The sequence below is a fragment of the Tolypothrix sp. VBCCA 56010 genome, assembly GCF_050875635.1.
In the GTDB taxonomy this organism is placed as follows: domain Bacteria; phylum Cyanobacteriota; class Cyanobacteriia; order Cyanobacteriales; family Nostocaceae; genus Hassallia.
Genome location: NZ_JBPAOH010000585.1, coordinates 1 through 207, shown reverse-complemented (window position 1 = coordinate 207; position 207 = coordinate 1). Strand labels below are relative to the sequence as shown.

The following is a 207-nucleotide window of genomic DNA, read 5'->3' as shown; positions in this document are numbered from 1 at the left end:
CCAAGATTTCCCAGCGTTTTTGCTCTATACCAAAGTCTTGGACTAAATTCCAAACTCCTGGATGACCATCTCCCAAACAAACAAGTGGGTTGAGCAATTTTTGACTGTTAACATAATCAATTAATGATTGATTATCGTCAAAAAAAGCACCATAGTATATGCCTTGCAACCTTACAGCTTTGTAATCTCTCCAGATACTACCTTCTT

General features: G+C 37.2%; 1 pseudogene. It reads right to left on the bottom strand.

What is annotated here, in order from left to right:
- A pseudogene (locus AABK37_RS42600) lies at positions 1 to 207 on the bottom strand (ISKra4 family transposase); the annotation flags it as partial.